This is a genomic window from Achromobacter sp. PD1, from assembly GCF_048541815.1.
Classification (GTDB): Bacteria; Pseudomonadota; Gammaproteobacteria; order Burkholderiales; family Burkholderiaceae_B; genus Achromobacter; species Achromobacter bronchisepticus_A.
Genome location: NZ_CP183349.1, coordinates 923,974 through 942,279, shown reverse-complemented (window position 1 = coordinate 942,279; position 18,306 = coordinate 923,974). Strand labels below are relative to the sequence as shown.

Here is an 18,306-nt window from a genome sequence, read left to right as displayed (position 1 = left end):
TCCTGGTCTGTCATGGCGGGCCGCCTAGGCTTGCGGCCAGTAGCGTTGCTTGACCAGGCGCTTGAGCAGCTTGCCGGTCTCGGTGCGCGGCATGTCGCTGGAAAAGTCCACGCTCTTCGGGCACTTGATGGGCGAGATCCGGTCGCGGCAGTAGGCGATGAGCTGCTGCGCCAGGTCGGGGCTGGCGGCGGCGGGATCGCGCAGTTGCACCACCGCTTTCACCTCCTCGCCGAACTCCGTGTTCGGCACGCCGACCACCGCCACGTCGGCCACCGCGGGATGCGTGCTCAGCAGGTTCTCCGCTTCCTGGGGATAGATGTTGACGCCGCCCGACACGATCATGTTGGACAGGCGGTCTGTCAGGTACAGATAGCCGTCCTGGTCCAGATAGCCGATATCGCCGTAGGTGGCCCAGCCGCGCGCGTTGTAGGCGCCGCGCGTCTTGGCCGGATCCTTGTGATATTCGAAGGAACCGCCGCCGGAAAAATAGATGACGCCAGGCTGGCCCGCGGGCAGTTCGTTCAGCCCGTCCTCGCTCATGATGTGGGCCTGGCCGAACTCCGGCCGGCCGACCGAGCCGCGGTGCGCCAGCCACTCGTCGGAGCCCAGCGAGGTGCGTCCCACCAGTTCGGTGCCGCTGTAGTACTCGTACAGGATCGGCCCCCACCACGCGATCATCGCCTCCTTGACGTCGGCTGGGCACGGCGCGGCCGCGTGCACCGCGTAGCGCAGCGTGGACAGGTCGTGTCGCGCGCGCTCCTCTGGCGGCAGGCGCAGCAGGCGGATGAACATGGTCGGCACCCATTGCGAATGGGTAACGCCATAGGTGGCGATGGCCTCCAGCGCCGCGGCCGCGTCGAATTTTTCCATCATGACGCAGCTGCCGCCCGCCCGCAGCGCCGCCATGTTCCAGCGCACCGGGGCCGCGTGGTAGAACGGCGCGGTGGACAGATAGACGGTGTCGCGGTCGAAGGCCTTCCAGGCGCTGCTGGGCGCGTCGCCGACGCGGAAATAGCGGTTGGCCACGGACAGCGGGCGCTTGATGCCCTTGGGCAGTCCGGTGGTCCCCGACGAATACAGGAAGTCCGTGCCCTCCGGGGTTTCGGGCAGGGCCACGTCGTAGGCGTAGCGGCCGGTCCAGTCTTCGTACTGGATCGCGCTGGCGTCCGCGCCGTCCATACTCACGCGCAGCACGCCGCGCGCATCCAGCGCATCCGCATCCGTTTCGGCCTGGGTGTGGCCGGAGTAGAACAACACCCGCGCGTCGCAGTTCTCGATGATGTAGCGCGCTTCCTCGCGCTTGAGGTGGCGGCTGATGGTGGAGTAGTACAGGCCGACGCGGTGCGCGGCCCACAACAGTTCGAAGAAGCGCGGATGGTTCTCCAGGAACACCGCGATCACGTCGCCGGGTTGCAGGCCGGCGTCCAGCAAGGCCGCCGCGCATTTGCGGCTGCGCAGTTCCAACTCGCGCCAGGTCACCGTGGTGCCGGACGGAATCATGCGGTAGGCGATGCCATCGGGCATCTCCCGAGCATGGGCTTCAAGTACAGACATGGTTCACCTCTGGTTTCTCTCAATGCGCCAGGTTGGCGGCGCCGTGGCTCAGCACCACTGTGCCGCGCTCGTGCGCCAGCGCGCGGAATTGCAGGCGGTCGCCGTCGCGCCAGATCTCCACGCGCAGCGTCTCGCCTGGAAAGAACGGCGCGGAAAAGCGCGCGGCGATGGCGCCCAGGCGTTGCGCCCCCCCGGGCGCGCAGGCCTGCAGCAGCGCGCGCGCCGCCATGCCATAGGTGCACAGGCCATGCAGGATGGGCCGGTCGAAGCCCGCCGTGCGCGCCATGTGCGGCAGCGCGTGCACCGGATTGAGATCGCCGTTCAGGCGATAGAGCAATGCCTGCTGCGGCAGTGTGGACAGCAGCACGACCTGATCGGGCTCGCGTTGCGGCGTGGCCGGCAAGGCCTCGGGCGGTTCGTCGCCCTGGCCGAAGCCGCCATCGGCGCGGCAGAACGACACATGCTCCACCGTGGCCAGCGGCGCGCCGCTGTCGGCGTCCGAAATGTCGCGCACGGTCACCACCAGCGCACCTTTGCTGGCGCCCTTGTCCACCACCCGCGTGACGCGGGTCTGGCTGCGCACCGCGCCGGCCGCGGCCAGCGGCGCGTGGAAGGTCATGCGATGCTCGCCGTGCAGGATCTTGACCCAGTCTATGCCGGTGGCCGGATCGGCGGCCCAGCCGTTGGGCGCGCCGATGGTGGCCAGGAAAGTCGGCACCACGGCCGTCCCGTCCTCGTGCACGTAGCGCAGCTCGGCTTCATCGGCAGGGTCGCTGCCGTAGCCCAGGCCCAGCGCGTAGATCATGCAGTCGCGCGCGCTGTAGCGGTCGACGCGGTCCTCGAACTTCCAGTTGCGCAGGTTTTGATAATCGATTGCCATGGATCATGCCTCCCTACGCATGCCGGCAGCGCCAGGCCGCCGGCATGCTGGTCATTCCGCCTTGATGCCGGCGGCCTTGATGATTTTTTCCCAACGGTCTTTTTCCGACCGGATGAAGCTGTCGAACTCGGCCGGCGTGCCGCCCAGCGGAATGCCGCCCTGCTGCGCCAGCTGCTTCTTCACCTCTTCATCGGCCAGGACCGCGTTGAGCTCCGTGTTCAGCCGCGCGACCACCGCCGGCGGCGTGCGCGCCGCGACCAGTACGCCCAGCCAGGCGCCGACGTCCACATCGGGATAGCCTTGCTCGGCCAGCGTCGGCACATCGGGCAGGATCTGGCTGCGCTCGCGGGTGGTAACCGCCAGCGCCCGCAGCCTGCCCGCCTTGACCAGCGGCGCGACGGTGATCACGTTCTCGACAGTGAAATCGACCTGGCCCGCGACCAGGTCGTTGGTCGCGGGCGCGGCGCCCTTGTAGGGCACGGTGACCGCGGTGAAGTCCAGGCGGTTCTTCAGCAGCTCTCCGCCCAGGTGTCCGGACGTGCCGATCATGGAAACCGCCATGGACAGGTTGCCCTGCTTCTTGCGGGCATAGTCGCGGAACTCCGCCAGCGTCTTGACCGGCGCGTTGGCGTTGACCACCAGCGCGTTCGGCATGGTGATGATGCGGATCACCGGGGCGAAGTCGGACATTGCGTACGGCAGCTTGCTGTACAGCGTGTAATTGACCGCGTTCGGGCCGCTGCTGCCCATGACCATCGTGTAGCCGTCGGGCTCGGCGCGCAGCAGGCCTTGCATGCCCAGGATGCCGGCCGCGCCTGCCATGTTCTCCACCACCACCGGCTGACCGAGCCGCTCTGACAGCTTCTTGCCTATCACCCGGCTGGTGATGTCCAGGATTCCGCCAGGCGAACTGGGCGCGATCAGGCGCAGGGGTTTGTTCGGATAGTCATCGGCCGCGTGCGACATCTGCGGCAAGGTTATTGCGGTCATCAGGCCGGCCAGCACTGCCAGCGTGTATCGCCTGCGTGTGTTCATGTATGTCTCCTGATTGGTTTTGTGTCCGCGGGCTTGTGGCGCCCGCTGTCTCGAATCCGGCGTACGGACCCGTTGCCGCGCGTCAATCCACCTTCATGCCGGTGGCGTCGACCACGCCCTGCCACTTCTTCACTTCGCCCTTCAGGAAGGCCCGGGCCTCTTCGGGGCCGCCGGTCAGGGGCCGGGCGTAGATCCGGTCCATGAACTCCTGCACATCGGGCTGCTTGTTGATGTCGGCCACGGCATCGGCCAGCTTCTTCAGGACTGGCGCCGGCACCTTGGCGGGCGCCGCCATGAAGTACACCGCTTCCACGTCGTAGCCCTTGAGGCCGGCCTCCTCGATGGTGGGCAGGTCGGGCATCGCCTTCATGCGCTCGCGCCCGGTCACGGCCAGCGCCTTCAGCTTCTTGGACTGCACCAGCGGGATGGCGGTGGAAACGCTGCCGAACATCATGTCCACGGTGCCCGACATCAGGTCCACCTCCGCCGGCGACACCCCCTTGTAGGGCACGTGGGTCATGTCGACGCCGGCCATGACCTTGAACAGCTCGCCCGCCAGGTGGATGGACGAGCCCATGCCGGCCGAGGCGAAGGTCAGCTTGTTGCCGCCGGCCTTGGCCTTGCGCACCAGGTCGTCGACGCTCTGGATGCTGGAGCCGGGCGGCACCACCAGAATGTTGGGCGTGGACGCCACCATGCCTATGGGCATCAGGTCGCGCTCCCAGTCGTAGGGGTTGCGCTTCATGGCGGCGTTGGCCGCCACATAGTTGGCCGCCATCGCGATCGTGTAGCCGTCGGCCGGCGCCTGCGTCAGCGCCTGGATCGCGATGTTGCCGCCGGCGCCCGGGCGGTTTTCCACGATGAAAGTCTGGTTGAAACGTTCGCCGAGCTTTTTGGCGTACAGGCGGGCAAGCAGGTCGGTGGCGCCGCCGGGCGCGAAGCCCACGTACACCCGCACCGGCTTGTCCGGATAAGCGTCGGCCCCGCTGGCTGCGCCTGCGGCAGCCAGGCTCAGTACCGCGGCCAACAATCCCTTCAACATTGCCATGAGTCGATCTCCTTCCGTTTTTTTAGAGATATGGGAATGCCGGGCCTACTTATTTCCGACATGCCGAACAGTATAACGACGTGCCGATATTAATTGTCAAGAATTCCGGTGATGTGTATATTTGTTCGGAACCTCGGAATAAATTCAAACCTGCCAGGCGCCTATCCCGGGATGTTGGATTTCGGGTCCAGGGCGCCGGGCGCCATCAGCTACAGAAGGGGAATGGAGATGGACCTGCAACTCACCGGTAAAGTCGCTGTCATCACGGGTTCCGGCCGCGGCATCGGCTATGCGTCGGCATTGGCCCTGGCGCAGGAAGGCGCCCGCATCGTCATTACCGACATCAACCCCGAATCGGTGGAACAGGCGGTCGGCAGCCTGAAGCAGGCCGGTCACGAGGCTATCGGCGCCGTGCTCGACGTCTGCGATGCGGAACAGGTCCAGACCATGGCCGAGCTGGCCGCGCACAAGTTCGGCGGCATCGACATCCTGGTCAACAACGCCGGCTTCACGCGCGACAAGTACCTGCTCAAGATGCCGCTGGAGGACTGGGATTCGGTGGTCGACACCATCCTGAAAGGCGCCTACTACTGCACCAAGGCCGCCCTGCCCTCGATGATGGAAAGGAAGTGGGGCCGCGTCATCAACATCGCCTCGCGCGCGCACTGGGGCAATCCCGGCCAGACCAACTACTCGGCCGCCAAGGCCGGCCTGATCGGCTTCACCCGCGCGCTGGCGCTGGAACAGGGCAAGTTCAACATCACCGCCAACGCCATCGCCCCGGGGCTGATCGAAACGCCGCTGGTGCGCGGCCTGTCCACCTACGAAACCCTGCGCGCCAATGCGCTGGCGCGCCAGCCGGTGCCGCGCCTGGGCGCGGTCGAGGACATCGCCAACGCGGTGGCCTTCCTGGCTTCCGAGCGGTCCTCCTTCATCACGGGCGAACTGCTGCACGTGACCGGCGGCCGCTACGCGTCGTAAAACGCCCCTCCCATCCGGAATCCGATCAGCCATGCAAAGCGCAAGCCCAGTCAGCCAGCCCCCGCTACCCATCCAGCCGCCGCTGGAGGTCGGCCACCATTTCGAATCCGCCGGCCGCACCATTACCGAAAGCGACATCGTCAACTTCGCCTGCCTGTCGGGCGATTTCAACCGCCTGCACGTCGACCACGAATACGCCAGCGCCACACCCTTCGGCCAGCGCATCGCCCACGGCCTGCTGGTGCTGTCCGTGCTGTCCGGGCTGACCACCCAGTCCAGCGGCTACCGCCAGCTGGAGCCCTACGTGCTGGCGCTGATCGACATCAACTGCCGCTTTCCCAAACCCACCTTCATCGGCGACACCATCGTGGTGCGGGTAACGGTGACGGAAAAGACGAAGCAGTACCGGCCCGGCAAGGACAAGGTGGTGTTCCGGCGCGAAGCCATCAATCAGCGCGGCGAGGTAGCGGTCCAGGCCGACTTCGCGATGGTGCTGCGTGCCATGGAGGGTCAGGCATGAAGCCGTTCGCAGACCTCAGCCGCTTCGTCAATCCGCGCAACATCGCCGTGGTCGGCGCGTCCGCCCGTGAATCCAGCCAGGGACGCCGCCTTTACGACAACCTGGCGCTGCATTCCTCGGTGCCAGGCGAGATATACGCGGTCAATCCCGCTTACCAGGAGATAGGCGGTCGGCCTTGCTGGCCCTCCATCAGCGCCTTGCCACAGGCCGAGATCGACGTGGCCCTGATCATGATCAACGCCTCGCTGGTGCTGGATGCCTTGCGGCAATGCGCGGCGCGCGGGATTCCTTTCGCGGTGGTCATGACCTCCGGCTTTTCCGAGGCGGGCGAGGAAGGCCAGCGGCTCGAACGCGAGATCGCCGAGCTGTGCGAAGCCACCGGCCTGCATGTCTACGGGCCGAACTGTCCGGGCTTCGTCAATGTCCGCGACCGGCTGGGCATGACCTTTTCGCCCGCCTTCAAGGACGATCTGAATACCGGCTCCATCGGCCTGGCAACCCAGGGCGGCGGACTCGGCCGCAACCTGCTGCAAGGCCTGTCCTACGGCCAGGGCGTGGGCCTGTGGTTTTCCGCCGGCAACGAGGTCGACCTGGAGATTCCTGACTTCATTGCCCACATGGCGAACGATCCGAAAACCAGCGTGATCGCCTTGCTGATGGAAGGCGTGAAGGATGGCAGGCGCTTGACCGCCGCGCTGGAGCTGGCGCGCGCCCGCAACAAGCCGGTGGTGGTGCTGAAGGTCGGCCGCTCCGAAGCCGGCGTGCGCGCCGCGCAGTCGCATACGGCGTCGGTAGCCGGCACGGCCGCCGTCAACAGCGCGGTGTTCCGCCAATTCGGCGCGATCGAAGTGGACGACCTGGACCAATTGCTGGCGGTCTCGCGCCTGCTCACGCGCATCACGCCCAAGAGCGGCAATGGCCTGTGCATCTATACGTTTTCGGGCGGGACCGCCGCGCTGGCCGCCGATATCGCCGGCGCCGCCGGCCTGCCGATGGCGTCCTTCGCGCCCGAGACCAAGGCCGCCTTGCGCAAGCTGCTGCCGGACTTCGCCAGCATCGACAACCCCGTCGACACCACCGCCGACATCCTGCGCAACCCCGAGGCCTCGGCGGCCTGCCTGCGCGCCATATGCGCCGACCCGGCGGTGGGCACGGTGCTGTTCCCCATCCCCATGGATTACGGTTCCATCACCGACGGCATGGCGCAGGCCATCGCCACGGTGGCGGCCGAAACCGAAACCTTGATCGTGCCGGTCTGGATGAGCCGGCGCCTGGGCGGCGGCTTCCAGCTGCTGGAAACCGCCGGTTTGCTGCCGTTCCTGTCGCTGTCGGATGCGATCGCGGCGCTGTCCAAGGCCATCCCTTGGAAACGGCCCGACCGCAGGGCGGTTGCGCCCCCCGCGCACGTGGACGCCGCTACCGGCCAGGCCTGCATGCTCAGCGAAGCCGCGGCCAAGGCGATGCTGCGTGCGGCCGGCCTGCCGATACCTGAAGGGGTGGTGGCCGCCAGCGCCGACCAGGCGGCCCGCGAAGCCGAGCGCCTGGGCTTTCCCGTGGTGATGAAGGTGGTCAGCGCCCAGATCGCGCACAAGACCGAAGCGGGCGGCGTCAAGCTGGGCATCGCCAGCGCCGGCGCGGCGCGCGAAGCTTATGCCGCCATCCGCGAATCCGTCGCGCGCCATCATCCCGATGCCGTCATCGACGGCATCCTGGTGGAACGCATGCTGCCGCCGGGCGGCCGCGAGGTGCTGGTCGGCGTGCACAGCGATGCGGCCTTCGGCCTGGTGCTGACCTTCGGCCTGGGCGGCATCTTCGTCGAGACCATCCGCGACGTGGCGCACCGCATGGTGCCGCTGTCGCGCGACGATGCTCGCGCCTTGCTGCGCGAGATCCGCCATGCCGACGTGCTGGACGGCGTGCGCGGCCAGGCGCCCGCCGACCTTGCCGCGCTGGAGGACCTGATCCTGCGGGTATCGGACTTTGCCTGGAGCCGCCGCGACGCTTTGCAGGAACTGGAGCTCAACCCGGTCTGGGTCGGCGCCGAAGGACAGGGCGCGATGCCGCTGGACGCGCTGATCGGCCTGCGCCCCGGCGCGGACGCCGGCCTGGAGCAACGCCCATCATGACCGCCGCCGCAACGCCCTCCTCGACCATATCCGCCTAGGACTCGCATGGACTTCTCACTGGACTCCACCCAGATCGAATTGCGCGATTCGCTGCGCCGCTACCTGGCGGCCGAAGTCGCGCCCATCGTCAACCGCTACGAGGCCGAAGCCCGCGTGGTGCCGCAGGACATGGTCCGCGCCATGCGCGACTTCGGCCTCCTGGGCGGCATGCTGCAGGAAAAGGACGGCGGCTACGGCCTGCCGATGACGACCTACGGCGTGCTGATAGCCGAGCTGGCGCGCGTCTGGCCGTCGCTGCGCAGCATCGTCAGCACCAGCAATCTCGCGGCCTCGGTGCTGAGCGACGGCGGCTCGCCCTATCTCAAGGAAAAGTACCTGCCGCGCGTCCTGTCGGGCGACGCGATCGCCAGCTTCGCGCTCAGCGAACCCAATATCGGCTCGGACGCCGCCCATGTCGAAACGCGCGCGGTGCAGACCGAGACCGGCTGGCGAGTCAACGGCCGCAAGCTATACATCAGCCTGGGCACGGTCTGCGAGCTGGGCGTGGTATTCGTGCAGACCCAGCGGGATGGCGGCGAACGAGGCGTGTCCTGCCTGCTGTTCGAGCGCGCCATGCCGGGCTTCTCGTCCAGCCCCATCGACAAGATGGGCATGCTGAGCTGCCCGCTGGGCGAGCTGCTGTTCGAAGACGTGGAAATCCCCGCCGCCAACCTGATCGGCACGGAGGGCAAGGGTTTCGCGCTGGCCAAGAAGTACCTCAACATCGGCCGCTGCGTGGTGGCGTTTTCCGCGCTGGGCATCGCCGAGGCCGCCTATGAGGCGGCGGTAAAATACGCCGGCGACCGGGTCCAGTTCGGCCGGCCCATAGGCGGCTTCCAGCTGGTGCAGCATATGATCGCCGACATGATGACGCTGGTCGAAACCTCGCGCCTGCTGTGCTGGCGCGCCGCCGACGCGCTGGACCGCAACGCCGCCGACAGCCAGATGCTATGTTCGATGGCCAAGCGCCATGCCACCGACGCCGTGCTGCGCGTGGCGGAACTGTCCATGCAGGTGCATGGCGGCGCGGGCTACACCACGCTGTTCCCCGTCGAGCGTCATTACCGCGACGCCCGCCACCTGAGCATTGCCGAAGGCACCAACCAGATCCAGGCCCTACTCATGGCGCAGAGCGTACTGGGCATTTCCGCGTTGAAATGACCGACTACGCAAACGCCCGGGCCGGCTCCCCTATCCACTCCGACATCCTATGCCGCAAATCCTCCCTACCGCACAGCGCGTGCTGCAAGTCTTCGAAGTCTATGCGCGGGAACGCCGTCCCCTGACGAATTCGGAAATGGCGCGCTTTCTCGACCTGGCCGACAGCAGTTGCTCGGACCTGCTCTACACGCTGCGCCAGGCAGGCTACCTGCTGCGCACGCCCAAGTCGCGCTACTTCCACCCGACCGGCCGGCTGCTCGACGTGGCCCAGGGCATTTCGGCGGCCGACCCGCTGCAGGCCTTCGCGTCCGAAGCGCTGGAGATCCTGACGCGCCAGTCCGGCGAATCCTCGATGTGCGGCCTGCTGGACGGCAACAAGGTGAAGATCTACGCCAGCCAGGAAAGCCCGCGCGCCTTGCGCTACGTGGTGCAGCCCGGCACCACCTTCGACCTGCAGGTCGCGGCGCTGGGCAAGGCGCTGCTGGGCGAGATGGACGCGGCGGAACGCAATGCGCTGATCGACTCGCTGCCGTATGAGCACGTCACGGCCAGCAGCATCACCGACCCCGCCACCTTGCGCGCGCAGATCGAATCACAGCAGGCCAAGCACTATTTCAACAGCCGCGACGAAGGCAATGAAGGCGTGTCGGCGGTTGGCATCGCGGGGCGCGTGGGAGGCCAGCTGACGGCCCTGTCCATCGTCGGCCCGACCCACCGCATGGACGCCAACATGGAGAAGTACGTCCAGATCATCCTGGACGCGCGCGCTGAATTTTTCGAATCCTGAGAACCCGACACATCATGGAGTGACGATAGACATGGCTGGTCCCCTGAGCGGATTTACGGTGGTCGAGATGGCCGGTATCGGACCTGGCCCCTTCTGCGCCATGATGTTGGCGGACATGGGCGCGGACGTGATCCGCATCGACCGGCTTGCGCCCGGTTTCCTGGGCGGCGGCGGCACCATCATCGACCGGGGCCGGCGCACGATCGCGCTGGATCTCAAGAAGCCCGGCGCGACCGACATCGTGCTGCGGCTGCTGGACCAGGCCGATGCCCTGCTGGAAGGCTTCCGGCCGGGCGTGATGGAAAGGCTGGGCCTGGGGCCGGACGAATGCCTGGCGCGCAATCCGCGGCTGGTGTACGGACGCATGACGGGCTGGGGCCAGGACGGCCCGCTGGCGCAGGCGGCCGGCCATGACCTGAACTACATCGCCATCACCGGCGCGCTGCACGCCATGGGACATGCCGAACTGCCGCCGACGCCGCCGCTGCATCTGGTCGGCGACATGGGCGGCGGCGCGATGATGCTGGCCTTCGGCGTGCTTTGCGGCCTGCTCGAGGCCGGCCGCACGGGCCGGGGCCAGGTGGTGGACGCAGCCATCTGCGACGGCGCGTCCCTGCTGGCCAGCGCCTACCACGGCAAGCTGCGGGACGGCGGCTGGGTCAACCAGCGCCAATCCAACATGCTGGACGGCGGCGCCCATTTCTACGGCTGCTATGCCTGCGCGGATGGCAAGTACGTCTCCATCGGCGCGATCGAACCGCAGTTCTACCGCCTGCTGCTGGAGCGCTGCGGCATCGACGACCCGGACTTCCAGCAGCAATGGGAACGCGCGCAATGGCCGCAGCTGCGCGCCAAGCTGGCCGGCATCATCGCGGGCCGGACCCGCGAACAATGGTGCGCGCTGCTCGAAGGCACGGATGCCTGCTTCGCGCCGGTGCTGGACTTCGAGGAAGCGCCGCGGCACCCGCATCATCAGGCGCGCGGCAGTTTCATCGAAACCGGCGGCATCGTGCATCCCGCCCCCGCGCCGCGGCTTTCGCGCACTCCCGGGCAGGCCCGCGCAGTGCCCGCGCCCGGCGCGCACACGGAAGAATTGCTGGCGGAACTGGGCCTGGCGCAAGCCGAGATCCAGGCCCTGCGCGAACGCGGCGCCATCGCCTGAGCGCCCGCGGCAGCTTGCGGCCCGGTCCGCATGGCGCGGCCCGGCCATCATGGAAGGCAGACATGGAGACCGATCCGATGCAAGTCATCTCTAGCGAGTTCAAGACCCTGCTCTATGCCGTGGAAGGCGGAGTCGCCACCATCACGCTGAACCGCCCCGCCCAGCGCAACGCGCTGGACATGGTCATGCGCGAAGAGCTGGCCCATCTGGTGGGCGAAATCAGGCGCGACCGCGGCGTGCGCGTCGTGATCCTGGCCGGCGCCGGCGGCGCCTTCTGCTCGGGCGGCGACATCTCCACCATGGGCTCCGGCGGCTCCGCCGAAGAGGCGCGCGAACGCATGGCCAGCCTGCTCCTGACGATTGAAGGCCTGATCACACTGGACCGGCCGGTGATCGCCGCGGTCGACGGCCCGGCCTATGGCGCCGGACTGGGCCTGGCCCTGACCGCCGACCTGATCCTGGCCTCGCCGCGGGCGCGCTTCTGCCTGTCCTTCCTGCGGCTGGGGGCCATCCCCGATTGCGCCACCATGTATACCCTGCCGCGCATGGTGGGATTGCAGCGCGCCAAGGAACTGGCCTTCTCCACCCGCGAGTTCGGCGCGCAGGAGGCCCGCGACATGGGCATCGTGTTCGAGATCCAACCGCAGGAGGCCATCCACGAACGTGCGCGGCAGATCGCGCTGTCCATGGCCGAACTGCCCATGGCGGCGCTGGCGATCACCAAGCGCGGCTTCAATGCCTCGCTCAACAGCGACCTGAACGCGATGCTGGACCTGGAAGCCGCCGGCCAGGGGGTGGCCCGTTCCACCGACTATCACCGCGAGGCGGCGGGCCGATTTCTCGACAAGGTGGCGCAACGCTTTCAGTGGCCTGCGGCCGACGCCAGATAGGGCATATCGTTTTCTTCGAGCGCGGCGCCCGCCGCTCTGCTTCTAGCCCGGGGGGCGCGCACTTGCCCGCCGCGCCAGCGTGCAGTAGTACTCGGCCGCCGGCGTCAGCGGCAGGCCGGCGCGCTGCACGATGCATACCGGCGGCGCGGGCAGCGGTTCCTTGACGCGGATTTCCTGGAACACGCCTTGCAGCAGCGGATACCGCAACCATTGCACCGGCAGCATCATCAGCAGGTCGGAGTTGGTCAGGGCGGTGATGAAGGTCAGCGCGGACTGGGCCTTCAGGGCCAGGTGCGGCGGCGGCAGGCCATGCTTCTCGAATAGCGGACCCAGCTCTTCTTCGGCCTTGTGCGTGATGGAGGTGGTAATCCATTGCGCCCCGGCCAGGTCACGCAGGGAGCGGGCGCGCGCCAGCGGATGGCCCTTGCGGCCGATGATCACGCGCGTGTTGTCGAAGAGCTTTTCCACCTGTAGTTCGCCAGGCGTGCGCGTGGGCACTGGCCCGATATAGAAGTCCACGGTGCCGTCCAGCAGGGACGCTTCCACCAGCGGGTAGACCCCGTCGATGATTTCCAGATGGGTGTCCGGGTAGCGCGCCCGGAACTCGCGCAATACTTCGGCGAACAGTCCCAGATGCGGCGCCGTAGACATGCACAGCGTGACCCGTCCGCGGGATTCCCCATTCAACTGGCCGATCTCGTCGCGCGCGCGCTGCAGCTCATGGCGTATGGCGTTGGCCCGCCTTAGGAACACGGCGCCCATGGGGGTCAGGCGCACGCCCTTGGCATGCCGTTCGAATAGCACGCACCCCAGCTCTTTCTCAAGTTCGCGGATGCTGCGCGAGATGGCCGGCTGCGGCGTGTCCAGATGCCGGGCCGCGGCCCTGACGCCGCCGCGTTCGGCCACGGCCAGGAAATCCCGCAGGGTGTTGAGCTTCATGCCAAGTGATTCAAATTTGATATCGGTAAGCCAATTCTGCCATCTTTCAGCATCGGCGGCATAGGCCTAGGATGCGTCCAAAGCCTGCAAGGAAAGCAGGCAACCGAGGAGACCGAAGGTGGAGAAGCGAGCCTCGCCCCGCGTGCTGATCGTGGGCGCCGGACCGGCCGGACTGAGTCTGGCGATCGAACTGGGGCACAGGAAGATTCCGTGCCTGCTCATCGAGCGCAACGACCGCGTGGGATACGCGCCGCGCGCCAAGACGACCAATGTGCGCACACGCGAACACCTACGCCGCTGGGGCATCGCCGACCGCCTGCGCGCGGCATCGCCGCTGGGCGCCTACTACCCCTCCAACGTCGTGTTCTGCACCCGCCTGGCCGGCTTCGAGCTCGCGCGGCACGAGAACGCCATGTATTGCGCCCCCGGCCGCAATCCGCTGTACTCGGAACACGCGCAATGGATTCCCCAATACACCGTGGAAGAGGTCTTGCGTTCGCATGCGGCCTCCCTGCCCGGCGTGGAGATACGGTTCCGCTCCGAACTGCTGGACCTGACGCAGGATGCCGGCGGCGTGCGCGCCCGCTTGCGCGATCTGGCGCAAGGCCGCGACATCGAACTGGAAGTGGATTACCTGGTGGGAGCCGACGGCGCCCGCAGCCTGGTGCGGGACCTGATCGGCACGCGCATGGAAGGCAGCTACGGGCTGTCCCGCAACTACAACATCGTGTTCCGCGCCCCCGGACTGGCCCAGGCCCATCGGCACGGACCCGCCATCATGTACTGGCAGATCAACGGCGATGCGCCCAGCCTGATCGGCCCGATGGACAGCGGCGACACCTGGTTCTTCATGCCCACTCATGTGGACCCGCAGCGACGCGCCAGCGACATCGACGCGCGCGCCATGATCGCCCGCGCCACCGGCATCGACCTGCCTTACGAGGTGCTCAGCAGCGACGAATGGACCGCCAGCAAGCTGCTGGGCAACCGCTACCGCCAGGGGCGCGTCTTCCTGGTGGGCGACGCCTGCCATCTGCATCCGCCCTTCGGCGGCTATGGCATGAACATGGGGGTGGCCGACAGCGTGGACCTGGGCTGGAAGCTGGCCGCGGCGCTGCAAGGCTGGGGCGGCCCCGCCCTCATCGACAGCTATGAACGGGAACGCCGGCCCGTGCACCAATGGGTACTGGACGAAGCCGAACACAACCATTCGATTCTCGGCAATCATTTGCTGGCCGACCATCTTGAAGACGCCGGCGCCGCGGGCGAACAGGCCCGCCAGGAAGCCGGCGCGCGCATCTGCGCGGCCAAGATGCGCGAGTTCGCCACCCTGGGCGTGGTGCTGGGCTACCAATATGGGGACTCTCCCGTCATCGTGCCTGACGGCAGCCCCGAGCCGGCCCGGGACTTCATCAACTACACGCCGTCGTCCCGCCCGGGCGCCCTGGCCCCGCATGCCTGGCTGCACGACGGCAGCTCGCTGTACGACCATTTCGGTTCGGGTTTTACGCTGCTGGCCTTGTCCACGGCGGCCGCCCGCGACGTCGATGCCGCCGTATCCGCGGCGCGGGCCGCGGGCGTGCCCTTGACGCTGATCCGCCCGGACGAAGGCGGCGTCGCCAACCTCTACCCCGCCCCCCTCACCTTGATCAGACCCGATCAGCACGTCGCCTGGCGCGGCGCCGCCTGGCCGGATACCGACCTGTACGCCCAGGTGACGGGGCGCACCTGAAACCACGACCGGCGGCGCGCTGCCCCGCGCCACCGCAATCCCAGCCTAGCGAGATCCGCCACCAAGGCGGACGACACAGGAGACCAACCATGATCCGCAATGAAGATCTGGCGCATGCCGAACAGGCTGTCGCCGGCTTTCGCAACCGCGTCCTGCCCTTGCTGTTCGCAGGATATCTGCTCAACTTCCTGGACCGCACCAACATCAGCTATGCGCAGCTGCAGATGGGCGCGGACCTGGGCATCTCCCTGGCGGCCTACGGCTTCGGCGCGGGACTGTTCTTCATCGGCTACGCCAGCGTGTGCGTGCCCGCCAACCTGGCGCTGCAACGCTTTGGCGTCAGGCGCTGGCTGGCCTGCATGTTCCTGGCCTGGGGCCTGGTCTCCTGCCTGATGGCCGCGCTGCACGGCGAAAAATCGTTCTACGCGCTGCGCTTCCTGCTGGGCGTGACGGAGGGCGGTTTCATCCCCGCCGTCAATTTCTACATCGCGTCCTGGATTCCGCCGCGCTACCGCAGCCGCATCAATTCGATCTTCATCATGGCGCTACCGCTGGCCATGATCTTCGGCGGGCCGCTGGCGGGCGCGCTGCTGAAGATCGACGTCGGCATGCCGGGCTGGCGCTGGCTGTTCCTCATCGAAGGCCTGCCCACCATGCTGCTGGGCCTGCTGATCCTACGCTACCTGCCCGGCACGCCACGGGAGGCCCATTGGCTCAGCGACGACCAGCGCCAGGGTTTGCGCGCCGTCATGGAACACGAGGCTCCCGCCCGCGCCGCCTCCCCCTCCGCTTCCTGGACGCACGGATTCGCCGTCTTCCGCCAGCCCATGCTGTGGGGCTTGCTGCTGATCTTGCTGGCCGCCTATGCCGCGACCTTTGCCCTGGCGTACTTTCTTCCCACCATCCTCAAGCAGCTGTATGGCATCTCGCCGCTGGAAATCGGCGCGCTGCTGATGATCCCCAACGTCGTGGCGCTGGTGTTCAGCTACGTGGTCGGGCGCAGCAGCGAACGCACCGGCAACATCCGCTGGCACCTGGCGATCGTCTGCCTGGCGGGCGCGGGCGGCTTCCTGATGCTGCACGGCGCGGCGACGGTGTCCCTGGCGGCGTTCCTCGCCGTGGTATCCATCATTACCGGCTACACCATCGCGTACTACGGTCCGCTCAATGCCGCGGTGCAGAACTACATCGGCGCAAACGCCGGCCCCCTGGCGCTGGTGACGACCATTGGCTCGCTGGGAGGCTTCTTCGGCCCGACCTTGACCGGCGCGGTCATGCAGGCCAGCGGCGGCGAATGGGAACTCGCGGCCCAGGTGTTCGCCCTGGCGACGCTGGCGAGCGCGGGCCTGGCAATCCTGTGCGTGCGCAACCGGCGCGCGGCGCCAGCCGCGCAAGCAGCGGCCTCCGGCACCTGAAATCCACACAACCTACATAGCGAGTCAGACATGAGCACGAATACTCAAGCAAGGATCGCCGTCATCACCGGCGGCGCAAGCGGGATCGGCCAGGAATGCGCGCGGCAGTTGCGCGCCGAAGGCTGGCAGGTCGTGGTGTGGGACCGGACCGCCGCGGATGACGCCGTCGCCGTCGACGTTTCGGACTACGCCAGCGTGGCCCGCGCGGCGGCACGGCTGAACGGCGTAGACCTGCTGATCAACGCCGCCGGCATCGCCGGCAGCCGTGCCCCAGTTGCGGAAAAGGACCCGGCGGAATGGGCCCAGGTCCTGGCGGTGAACCTCAACGGCACCTTTTATTGCGCGCATGCCCTGTACCCGGCGCTGCGCGCCCGCGGCGGCGTCATCGTCAACATCGCATCGGTGGCCGGCATGGTCATGATGAAGGGCCGCGCCCACTACGCCGTGTCGAAGGCCGGCGTCGCGACGCTGACGCGGTCGCTGGCCAATGAATGGGCCGAAAACGGCATCCGCGTCATCGCGGTGGCGCCCGGCTACGTCAAGACGCCCTTGATCCAGCATTCCATCGACGCGGGTGAACTGGACGAGGCGCGGCTTGCGGCCATGCATCCGCTGAACCGCCTGGCAACCACCCAGGAAATCGCGGCGTCGATCATCGCGTTGACCAGGCCGCCGTTCCTGTTCATGACCGGCTCGATCGTCACGATCGACGGCGGCATGACACTGGGTAAATAGTGCGGGGTATCGCGCGAAAGCAACAGGTTGTCCCCAAATTTTCCAGCAACCCCCTTTTCATGAAATAAACTGTCACATATTACGATTACTTTCAATACATAATCTACGCAAGAAAATGCCACCGGCGTAGGGGGCCCGCTCTTGCGATGAAAGTCCTTTCCATATTCGGGACCCGTCCCGAAGCGATCAAGATGGCCCCCCTGGTGTCCGCGCTGCAAGCCGAACCCCGGATCCAGAGCGTCGTCTGCGTGACGGGCCAGCATCGCGAGATGCTGGATCAGGTGATGGCCCTGTTCGACCTGCGGGCGCAGCACGACCTGGACATCATGGTGCCCAACCAGACGCTCAACGGCCTGTTTGCGCGGCTGATCAGCCGGGTGGACAGCGTGCTGGAGGCGGAGCAGCCCGATTGCGTGCTGGTCCACGGCGACACCAGCACCGCATCGGCCTGCGCGCTGGCCTCCTTCCACCGCCGCGCACGCATCGGCCACGTCGAAGCCGGCCTGCGCACCGGCGATCTGGCCAAGCCCTTCCCCGAGGAAATGAACCGCCGCGTGGTCGACGCGGTGGGCGACTGGCTGTTCGCGCCCACTGCGCAATCGCGCGCCAACCTGCTGCGCGAAAACCTGTCGGGACGCATCACGGTCACGGGAAATACCGTCATCGACGCGCTGGCGCTGACCTGCGCCAAGCTCGCGCCCGAAGGCGCGCTCGCGCAGCAATTGGCGGCGCGCTACGGCTGGCTGGATCCGCAGCGCCGCCTGCTGCTGGTCACCGGGCACCGGCGCGAGAGCTTCGGCGAGGGCTTCCGGAACATCTGCGCCGCCCTGGCCGAACTGGCGCGGCGCGAGGACCTGCAGATCGTCTACCCCGTGCACCTGAATCCGCAGGTGCGCAACGTGGTGATGGCGCAGCTGGACGGCCTGTCGCGCGTACATCTGATCGCCCCGCTGGATTACCTGGACTTCGTCTGGTTCATGCAGCGGGCCTACCTGATCCTGACCGACTCGGGCGGAGTGCAGGAAGAAGCGCCCTACCTGGGCAAGCCGGTGCTGGTGATGCGCGACGTCACCGAACGCCCGGAAGCCGTGCAGGCCGGCACGGTGACGCTGGTCGGCACCGATACGCAGCGCATCCTGGCCGAAGTGAAACGCCTGCTCGACAACCCGGAACTGCACGCCTCGTTCTCACGCCGCATCAATCCCTATGGCGACGGCCTCGCCAGCCTACGCATCGTCGACGCGCTTTGCGGCCGCGCCGTATCCGAGTTTGCGCCTCAAGCACCGGCCGCGGCCCGTTAGC

Annotated in this window: 16 protein-coding genes; 11 read left to right on the top strand and 5 right to left on the bottom strand. The window is 67.3% G+C overall.

Annotation, left to right across the window (positions count from 1 at the left end; genetic code table 11):
• Positions 1-24 precede the first annotated feature (24 nt).
• The 4 genes from ACM1PE_RS04305 to ACM1PE_RS04290 all read right to left on the bottom strand — a co-directional run bounded on the left by ACM1PE_RS04305 (position 25) and on the right by ACM1PE_RS04290 (position 4,517).
• On the bottom strand, positions 25-1,554 hold the full coding sequence (locus tag ACM1PE_RS04305; protein WP_419342600.1) for an AMP-binding protein: 1,530 nt from the start codon (positions 1,552-1,554) through the stop codon (positions 25-27).
• Between the two features lie 19 nt (positions 1,555-1,573).
• A complete protein-coding gene (locus ACM1PE_RS04300; RefSeq protein WP_419342599.1) occupies positions 1,574-2,434 on the bottom strand; it encodes a MaoC/PaaZ C-terminal domain-containing protein in 861 nt (286 codons plus the stop codon).
• A 51-nt stretch (positions 2,435-2,485) separates the two neighbouring features.
• Positions 2,486-3,469, bottom strand: a complete 984-nt coding sequence (locus tag ACM1PE_RS04295) for a Bug family tripartite tricarboxylate transporter substrate binding protein (RefSeq protein ID WP_118933418.1) — start codon at positions 3,467-3,469, stop codon at positions 2,486-2,488.
• Between the two features lie 82 nt (positions 3,470-3,551).
• Positions 3,552-4,517, bottom strand: a complete 966-nt coding sequence (locus ACM1PE_RS04290) for a tripartite tricarboxylate transporter substrate binding protein (protein WP_251877282.1) — start codon at positions 4,515-4,517, stop codon at positions 3,552-3,554.
• Between the two features lie 228 nt (positions 4,518-4,745).
• Here ACM1PE_RS04290 and ACM1PE_RS04285 point away from each other — a divergent pair, with 228 nt between their 5' ends.
• From ACM1PE_RS04285 to ACM1PE_RS04255, 7 genes are all read left to right on the top strand, one after another.
• On the top strand, positions 4,746-5,498 hold the full coding sequence (locus tag ACM1PE_RS04285; RefSeq protein WP_419342598.1) for a beta-ketoacyl-ACP reductase: 753 nt from the start codon (positions 4,746-4,748) through the stop codon (positions 5,496-5,498).
• A gap of 31 nt (positions 5,499-5,529) precedes the next feature.
• Positions 5,530-6,018 carry a MaoC/PaaZ C-terminal domain-containing protein gene (locus ACM1PE_RS04280; protein WP_419342597.1) on the top strand — a complete coding sequence of 163 codons (489 nt, stop codon included), beginning with the start codon at positions 5,530-5,532 and terminating at the stop codon, positions 6,016-6,018.
• Positions 6,015-8,144, top strand: coding sequence for an acetate--CoA ligase family protein (locus tag ACM1PE_RS04275; protein WP_419342596.1), 2,130 nt, complete (start codon positions 6,015-6,017; stop codon positions 8,142-8,144). Before ACM1PE_RS04280 ends, ACM1PE_RS04275 begins: the two co-directional genes overlap by 4 nt.
• A 45-nt stretch (positions 8,145-8,189) precedes the next feature.
• Positions 8,190-9,344: an acyl-CoA dehydrogenase family protein gene (locus tag ACM1PE_RS04270; RefSeq protein WP_059374553.1), complete on the top strand. Its 1,155-nt coding sequence runs from the start codon at positions 8,190-8,192 to the stop codon at positions 9,342-9,344.
• A 49-nt stretch (positions 9,345-9,393) separates the two neighbouring features.
• Positions 9,394-10,131 (top strand): IclR family transcriptional regulator, encoded by a 738-nt coding sequence (locus tag ACM1PE_RS04265; protein ID WP_059374555.1) that lies wholly within the window; start codon positions 9,394-9,396, stop codon positions 10,129-10,131.
• Between the two features lie 31 nt (positions 10,132-10,162).
• Positions 10,163-11,293 (top strand): CaiB/BaiF CoA transferase family protein, encoded by a 1,131-nt coding sequence (locus tag ACM1PE_RS04260; RefSeq protein ID WP_118933421.1) that lies wholly within the window; start codon positions 10,163-10,165, stop codon positions 11,291-11,293.
• Between the two features lie 62 nt (positions 11,294-11,355).
• A complete protein-coding gene (locus ACM1PE_RS04255) occupies positions 11,356-12,183 on the top strand; it encodes an enoyl-CoA hydratase/isomerase family protein (RefSeq protein ID WP_059374559.1) in 828 nt (275 codons plus the stop codon).
• 42 nt (positions 12,184-12,225) lie between these two features.
• On the opposite strand, the gene ACM1PE_RS04250 is transcribed toward ACM1PE_RS04255, so the two are convergent.
• Positions 12,226-13,122, bottom strand: a complete 897-nt coding sequence (locus tag ACM1PE_RS04250) for a LysR family transcriptional regulator (protein ID WP_118933423.1) — start codon at positions 13,120-13,122, stop codon at positions 12,226-12,228.
• Between the two features lie 118 nt (positions 13,123-13,240).
• Between ACM1PE_RS04250 and ACM1PE_RS04245 the strand changes: the two genes are divergently transcribed.
• From ACM1PE_RS04245 to wecB, 4 genes are all read left to right on the top strand, one after another.
• Entirely contained in the window at positions 13,241-14,854 is a 1,614-nt protein-coding gene (locus ACM1PE_RS04245; protein WP_419342595.1) for an FAD-dependent monooxygenase, read from the top strand.
• 89 nt (positions 14,855-14,943) lie between these two features.
• Positions 14,944-16,269 (top strand): MFS transporter, encoded by a 1,326-nt coding sequence (locus ACM1PE_RS04240; RefSeq protein ID WP_419342594.1) that lies wholly within the window; start codon positions 14,944-14,946, stop codon positions 16,267-16,269.
• Positions 16,270-16,299: 30 nt separating this feature from the next.
• Entirely contained in the window at positions 16,300-17,004 is a 705-nt protein-coding gene (locus ACM1PE_RS04235; RefSeq protein ID WP_419342593.1) for an SDR family NAD(P)-dependent oxidoreductase, read from the top strand.
• 146 nt (positions 17,005-17,150) lie between these two features.
• Positions 17,151-18,305, top strand: coding sequence for a non-hydrolyzing UDP-N-acetylglucosamine 2-epimerase (gene wecB, locus ACM1PE_RS04230; protein WP_306633625.1), 1,155 nt, complete (start codon positions 17,151-17,153; stop codon positions 18,303-18,305).
• Position 18,306: the final 1 nt, after the last annotated feature.